6 protein-coding genes are annotated in these 6,975 nt (G+C 73.3%); 4 read left to right on the top strand and 2 right to left on the bottom strand.

Features of this window, described 5'->3' with window-relative positions:
* Both ACOJTC_RS02310 and ACOJTC_RS02305 read right to left on the bottom strand, forming a co-directional pair.
* The coding region (locus ACOJTC_RS02310) for a class II fructose-bisphosphate aldolase (RefSeq protein ID WP_420115544.1) at positions 1–255 on the bottom strand (255 nt) is incomplete at its 3' end.
* A 144-nt stretch (positions 256–399) separates the two neighbouring features.
* Positions 400–783 (bottom strand): phage holin family protein, encoded by a 384-nt coding sequence (locus ACOJTC_RS02305; RefSeq protein ID WP_204928468.1) that lies wholly within the window; start codon positions 781–783, stop codon positions 400–402.
* A 124-nt stretch (positions 784–907) separates the two neighbouring features.
* Between ACOJTC_RS02305 and ACOJTC_RS02300 the strand changes: the two genes are divergently transcribed.
* The 4 genes from ACOJTC_RS02300 (at position 908) to ACOJTC_RS02285 (ending at position 6,930) form a co-directional block, all read left to right on the top strand.
* Complete coding sequence (locus ACOJTC_RS02300) at positions 908–1,120, top strand: hypothetical protein (RefSeq protein WP_204928469.1); 213 nt, start codon at positions 908–910, stop codon at positions 1,118–1,120.
* 131 nt (positions 1,121–1,251) lie between these two features.
* Complete coding sequence (locus ACOJTC_RS02295; protein WP_420115543.1) at positions 1,252–2,691, top strand: 3' terminal RNA ribose 2'-O-methyltransferase Hen1; 1,440 nt, start codon at positions 1,252–1,254, stop codon at positions 2,689–2,691.
* Complete coding sequence (locus ACOJTC_RS02290; RefSeq protein ID WP_420115542.1) at positions 2,688–5,204, top strand: polynucleotide kinase-phosphatase; 2,517 nt, start codon at positions 2,688–2,690, stop codon at positions 5,202–5,204. Before ACOJTC_RS02295 ends, ACOJTC_RS02290 begins: the two co-directional genes overlap by 4 nt.
* A 166-nt stretch (positions 5,205–5,370) precedes the next feature.
* Positions 5,371–6,930 carry an LPXTG cell wall anchor domain-containing protein gene (locus ACOJTC_RS02285; RefSeq protein ID WP_420115541.1) on the top strand — a complete coding sequence of 520 codons (1,560 nt, stop codon included), beginning with the start codon at positions 5,371–5,373 and terminating at the stop codon, positions 6,928–6,930.
* Positions 6,931–6,975 lie beyond the last annotated feature (45 nt).

Raw genomic sequence — 6,975 nt, 5'->3', positions numbered from 1 at the left:
CTTCTTGGCCACCTCGTGCGCGTACGCGGCGAACGCCACCGCGCCGGTCACCATGTCCTTGACCGACGGGCCGGACAGGTACTCCGCGCCACCGGTGGACACCTGGATGATGCCGTCGCTCTCCGCGTCGGCGAAGCCCTTCAGCGCCGCGTTCAGGGTCTGCGACGAGGTCACGTTGATCGCGGGGTACGCGTACCGGCCGACCTTGGCCCGGTCCAGCATCTCCGCGTAAGCCTCGGGGGAAGCGATGGGCATGTGAAACGCTCCTTACTTACCGCTCTCGGCCGCGCTGGCCGCTGTCTTCCATCGGTGCGCCGGACCGCGCTGTCCACCGTCGGCAGTATCCCGTAGGAGGCGTCGGCGGACACAACCGCCCCGGTGACCGTCCACCGCCCGGCCTCACCGGGCCTCCCGGCCGTCCGGCACGGCGACGCTGATCAGCCAGGTCACCACGGCCATCACGATGGCCCCCCAGAAGGCCGGCCAGAAACCGTCCACCCGGAACGACAGGTCGACCGCGCGCGCGATCCGGTCGGTCAGCAGGAACAGCAGGGCGTTCACCACCAGCGCGAACAGCCCGAGGGTGAGCAGGTAGAACACGCAACCGACCACCTTGATCACCGGTTTGAGCACCGCGTTGACCACGCCGAAGATCAGCGCCACCAGCAGCAGGGTGAACGCGGTGTTCGCGCCGTTGCGCCCGGAGACGTCGACCCCCGGCACGATCAGCGTGGTGACCCACAGCGCGATCGCCGTGATCACCAACCGGATCAGGAAGCCCACCGATCCATCCTGACACCGCCCGGCGTCGCCGGTGGGACGTTCCCGCGTTCCCGCGCCCACCGGGCGACCTCCGCCACCAGCCCGTACGGTGGGGTGGACAGGCCGCCGCAACCAGGGAGGGACGATGGGTCAGCCCGACGAGGACTTCACCCCGAGCGACCACCTCGACCCGCAGGAACGCGACCTGGAGGCCGAGCCGGCCGACGCGGTCGAGCAGGCCGCCGTGATCGGCCCGGACGAGACCGACGCCGAGCCGCACCGGGGCCTGGAGGTCGCTGACTGGGACGCCATGGAGCAGGCCCGGGTGGTCACCGCCGACGAGGACGACTACCGCTGACGGTGCGGGTCCGGCCGGCCGGACAGGGCTGAGAGCAGTCCGCGGCCGGAAGAAGGACGAGCGGTACCGACGGCACCGGGTGCCGGGAAATGAGGACGACGCCGGATCGGCCGCGCTGGGATCATGGGCGCGTGCTGCTCACCCTGACCACCACCCACCAGCCGGCGACGGATCTCGGTTTCCTGCTGGTCAAGCACCCCGACCGGGTGCAGGAGTTCGACCTGCCGGCGGGCACCGCGCACGTCTTCTACCCGGAGGCGACGGAGCAGCGGTGCACGGCCGCCCTGCTGGTCGAGGTCGATCCGCAGCGCCTCGGGGTGGGGCGGCGGCGGGCGGCGTCCACCCCGGAGAGTTTCACCCTCGGGCAGTACGTCAACGACCGTGCCTACGCCGCGTCGAGCCTGCTGTCCTCCGCGCTGTCCACGGTGTTCCGTTCCGCGCTGCGCGGGGTGTCCCGGGACCGTCCGGAGCTGGCCGGCACGGCGATCCCGCTGAGCATCCGGGTGCCGGTGCTGCGCTGCCGGGGCGGTGCGGAGCTGGCGGTACGGCTGTTCGCCCCGCTCGGCTGGGCGGTGACCGCAGCCCCGCTCCCGCTCGACGAGCAGCACCCCGAATGGGGTGACAGCCGGTACGTCGACCTCTGCCTGACCGGCACGGTCCGGCTCGCCGACGCCCTCAACCACCTGTACGTCCTGCTGCCGGTGCTGGACGACGCCAAGCACTACTGGGTCGCCCCGGACGAGATCGACAAGCTGCTGCGGGCCGGGGCGGGCTGGCTGGCCGACCACCCCGAGCGGGCGTTGATCACCCGTCGTTACCTGGCGCACCGCCGGGCGTTGGCCGGGCGGGCGATGGCCCGGCTGGCCGAGTTGCGGCTGGCCGACGTACCCGTGCCGGACGACAGTGTCGACGAGGCCACCGTCCCGGCTGTCGCCGACCCCCGGCGGGCGTCCCTGGCGGTGCGGCGACGTGCGGCGGTGCTCGCCGCACTGGCGGCCAGCGGTGCGAGCCGGGTGGTGGACCTGGGTTGTGGCGGTGGCGCGCTGCTCACCGCGTTGCTCGCCGACCGGCGTTACACCGAGGTGGTGGGCGTGGACGTCTCTGCCCAGGCGCTGACCGTGGCCGCCCGCCGGCTGCGGCTGGACCGGCTGCCCCAGCGGCAGCAGGACCGGGTCCGGCTGTGGCAGTCGGCGTTGACCTACCGGGACGACCGGTTGCGCGGCTATGACGCGGCGGTGCTGATGGAGGTCGTCGAGCACCTGGACCCGGCCCGGCTGCCCGCGTTGGAGGACGCCGTGCTGGGTCACGCCCGGCCGGGCACGCTCGTGGTGACCACCCCGAACGCGGAGTACAACGTGCGGTACGAGGGGCTGCCGGCGGGCCGGTTCCGGCATCCCGACCACCGGTTCGAGTGGACCCGTGCCGAGTTCGCCGCGTGGGTCGACCGGGTGGCCGCCGAGCACGGCTACACGGCCACGATCAGCGGCGTCGGCGACCCCGATCCCGAGCTGGGCCACCCCACCCAGCTCGCCGTCCTCACCGCCGTGGCCAGCCGGGAGGCGACCCGATGAGCATCCTCGACATTCCCGAACTCGCCCTGGTGGCGTTGGTCGGCGTCTCCGGTTCGGGAAAGTCCACCTTCGCGGCGCGGCACTTCGCGCCGAGTCAGGTGCTCGCCTCGGACGCGTTCCGGGCGATGGTCGCCGACGACGAGAACGACCAGTCCGCCTCCGCCGACGCGTTCGGGGCGCTGCACCACGTGGCGGGGGTCCGGCTGCGGCGGGGTCGGCTGACCGTGGTCGACGCGACGAACCTCCAGCCGCACGCCCGCGCCGGGCTGGTCAGGGTGGCCCGCGAGCATGACGTGCTGCCGGTGGCGATCGTGCTGGACGTGCCGGAGGCGGTGGCCTGGGAACGGACCCAGGCCCGCGCCGACCGGACGCACGGCCGGCAGGTGCTGGCCCGGATGCAGCGTGACCTGCGCCGGTCGTCCGGGCACCTGGAGCGGGAGGGGTTCCGCAGGGTGCACGTGCTGCGCGGGGTCGAGGAGATCGACGCCGCGCAGGTCCGGCTGGAGAAGCTGTACAACGACCGGCGGGAGCTGACCGGGCCGTTCGACATCGTCGGTGACGTGCACGGGTGCCGGGCGGAGTTGGAGGCGCTGCTGACGCGGCTGGGCTTCGTGCTGCACCGCGACGACGCGGGTCGCCCGGTGGACGCGGTCCACCCGGCTGGTCGTACCGCCGTATTCGTGGGTGACCTGGTGGACCGCGGCCCGGACTCCCCCGGCGTGCTGCGCCTGGTGATGGGCATGGTGGCGGCCGGGCACGCGATCTGCGTGCCGGGCAACCACGAGCACAAGCTGCTGCGCAAGCTGCGGGGCCAGGACGTCAGGCTCACCCACGGCCTGGCCGAGACGATGGACCAGCTCGCCGCCGAGGACCCGACGTTCGTGGCCGGGGTGGCGACCTTCATCGACGGCCTGGTCAGCCACTTCGTGCTGGACGGCGGCCGGCTGGTGGTGGCGCACGCCGGCCTGAAGGAGGCGTACCACGGCCGCGCGTCGGGCCGGGTCCGCTCGTTCGCGCTCTGGGGCGAGACCACCGGCGAGACCGACGAGTACGGCCTGCCGGTGCGCTACCCGTGGGCGCGCGACTACCGGGGTGCGGCGACTGTCGTGTACGGGCACACCCCGACCCCGACCCCGACCCCGGAATGGGTCAACAACACGATCTGCGTCGACACCGGTTGCGTCTTCGGCGGGAGGCTCACCGCGTTGCGCTACCCCGAGCGGGAGCTGGTGGCGGTCGACGCGCAGCGGGAGTGGTACGCCCCGGCCCGGCCGCTGTTCACCCCGACCCGCCCGGACACGGTGCTCGATCTGGCCGACGTGACCGGGCGGCGGCACCTGGAGCACGCCTACGGGACGCTGACCGTGCCGGCGGAGAACGCCGCCGCCGCGCTGGAGGTGATGAGCCGGTTCGCGGTGGACCCGGGTCGGCTGGTCTGGTTGCCGCCGACGATGGCGCCCTGCTCGACGTCGACCGTGCCGGGGTTCCTGGAGCACCCGACGCAGGCGTTCGGGGATTACCGGTCGGCCGGCGTGCAGCGGGTGGTGTGCGAGGAGAAGCACATGGGTTCCCGGGCGGTGGTGCTGGTCGAGCGGGAACCCGGCCGGTTCGGCGGTGGGGTGGTGCACACCCGTACCGGTCGGCCGTTCTTCGGCCCGCCGCTGGACGGGGAGCTGCTGGACCGGGTCCGGGCGGCGGTCGGCGCGGCCGGCTTGTGGGACGAGCTGGGCACCGACCGGCTGCTGCTGGACTGTGAGCTGCTGCCCTGGTCGGCGAAGGCGACCGGGCTGATCCGCGAGCAGTACGCCGGGGTCGGGGCGGCCGGGCGGGCGGCGCTGCCGGCGGCTCTCGCCGCGCTGGACTCGGCTGCGGCCCGGGGACTGCCGGTGGCCGCGCTGCGGGACCGGATGGCGGCCCGGCAGGCGGAGGTCGACGGCTACTCGGCGGCCTATCGCGCGTACGTGGCACCCACCGAGGGGTTGCGCGGGGTGACCCTGGCACCGTTCGCGGTGCTCGCCGGGGCGACGGTGACCTTCACCGACCGGGACCACGGGTGGCACCTGTCGTTGGCCGACCGGCTCTGCGCGGCCGACCCGGAGTTCTTCACGCCGACCCGACGGCAGGTGGTGGAGCTGGACGACGAGGCGGCGGTGGCGGCGGCCATCGGGTGGTGGTCGACGCTGACCGCAGCCGGTGGCGAGGGGATGGTGGTCAAGCCGTACGCCGGTCCGGCCGCCCGGTCGGCGCGCGGTTCGCTGCTCCAGCCGGGGATCAAGTGCCGGGGCCGGGAGTACCTGCGGATCATCTACGGTCCGGGCTACACCGATCCGGCGCAGCTCACCGCGCTGCGTCGCCGTTCGCTGGGGCGCAAGCGGGGCCTGGCGCTGCGCGAGCACGCGCTCGGTCTGGCCGCCCTGGACGCCTACGTCGCCGATGCGCCGCTGTGGCGTCGGCACGAGCTGGTCTTCGCGATCCTCGCCTGCGAGTCGGAGCCGGTCGACCCCCGGCTCTGACCGCCCCTCCCCTGGCGGGACGGGCGGGCGGGGTGGGCCTTCGGGGTGGATCCGTCGGCTGTTCGGCCCATTCTGCCGCCACCCGTCGGCGTGGGGCGCCCGGCCGGGGACGAACTCCTTAGGCTGCGGCGACCGCCGTAGCACCTCCTCAGGACAGGATCCGCTGATGCGCAAGCACGAGACGCGTCGTTGGCTGGCCGGACTTGCGGTGGTGGGCGCGTGTGTCGTCGCCTCCGCCGCTCCCGCCCCGGCCGCCCCCGCGAGCCCCGACGCCTCCCCCGACGTGGCCGCGGTGGCGGGGTTCACCACGTCCGCCAACGACGTCACCCTGGCCCCGGGTGGGCCCGGCAAGACGGTGGTCCTGCGGTTGGTGGGCGAGAAACTCCAGGACAGTTACGTCATCACCGTCGACGTCAGCGCGATCGACGCCTTCGCGGAGGTGCGCGGTCCCCTCGAACCGTTCTGCACCCGCGCCGGCACCGTCCTGACCTGTAAGGCCTACCAGGAGGACGCACCGGACCTGGTGTCGTTGTCGATTCACCCACGTGCGGGCGCCCAGGTGGGTCGGGAGGGCCGGATCCGGTTCACCGCGACCACCACCGGATCGGGTACGAGCACCGCCGCTTCGACCGTCCTCGTCGGCGAGGCGGTCGACCTCGTGGCGGGTCCGGCGGTGAAAGTGACAGGTGGTCCGGGTGCCACGGTGCCGGTGGGGCTTTCGGTCGGCAACCAGGGGCGGGAGACCGCCCGGGGCGCGGTGCTGCTCGTGTCGGCGATGTACGGTCTCACCCCGTCGCAGCGCTACCGGAACTGCCGTTACGGCAGCAAGGGCGGCCTGACCAACTTCACGCCGAACCTGTTCGTGTGCACCTTCGACGACGAGATCGCGCCGGGCCGGGTGTTCCGGGTCGGCGGCGGTTTCGGTGTCACCGTGCCCGGCGACGTCTCGGCACCGAACACCCAGACCGGCACCGCCACCTGGTTCACCCCGCAGGACTGGGCGGACCAGCAGCCCAGGTACACCCTCGACCAGCAGGGCACGGGTGAGGTGCTGCGGCTGGAGCAGGTCGGTACCCGACTGCCCGTCGGCGCGTCCCGGGCAGCGCAGACCGACGTCCGGCCGACCGACAACGACACCGCCGTCGAGTTGACCGTCACCGGCAACCAGCGGGCCGACCTGGCCGCCGACGAGGTGCGGATCACCGCCCGGGTGGGCGAGACCGTGCCGGTCACGATCGGTTACACCAACCGGGGGCCGGCCTCGTCGTCCAACGGCGGTCGCGACTTCTACACGATCGTCAAGATGACCGTGCCGAAGGGTGTCACCGCCGTCAAGGCCCCCAGGAACTGCCTCGACGCCGACATCCAGGACGAGGAGGGCGGCCGGCCGGGTGCCCGCGCCTACCTCTGCTACCAGTACGACGTCATCCGCAAGGGCGGGAAGGTGGCCCTGCCGTTCTCGTTCCGGATCGACCGGGCGGGCACCCTGACCGGCCGCACCGAGCTGCTCTACGGCCCGACCACCACGACGGACCTCGACCCGCGCAACGACACCGCGAAGATCCTGGTGAACGCCGGCTCGGGTGGGCAGGGCGCGGACGACGGCACGCTGCCGATCACCGGTTCCCCGACCGTCCTGGTCGCCGGTGTCGGCGGGTCGCTGCTGCTGGCGGGGGTCGGCAGCTACCTGGTGGCGCGGCGTCGCCGGTCGCGCTTCGTGGCCTGACCGGACCCGCCCGGCCGGGCGCGTCATGGCCCGGCCGGGCGGGTC

Origin of the sequence: Micromonospora sp. (assembly GCF_048594385.1) — a bacterium.
Classification (GTDB): Bacteria; Actinomycetota; Actinomycetes; order Mycobacteriales; family Micromonosporaceae; genus Micromonospora; species Micromonospora wenchangensis.
The sequence above is the reverse complement of the archived record's forward strand: the minus strand, read 5'-3'. Positions and strand labels throughout refer to the sequence as shown.

What these genes read in the sequence shown, in the direction of transcription:
- ACOJTC_RS02285 (WP_420115541.1), top strand. Translation starts at nt 5,371, where the DNA reads ATGCGCAAGCACGAGACGCGTCGTTGGCTGGCCGGACTTGCGGTGGTG.
- ACOJTC_RS02290 (WP_420115542.1), top strand. Translation starts at nt 2,688, where the DNA reads ATGAGCATCCTCGACATTCCCGAACTCGCCCTGGTGGCGTTGGTCGGC.
- ACOJTC_RS02300 (WP_204928469.1), top strand. Translation starts at nt 908, where the DNA reads ATGGGTCAGCCCGACGAGGACTTCACCCCGAGCGACCACCTCGACCCG.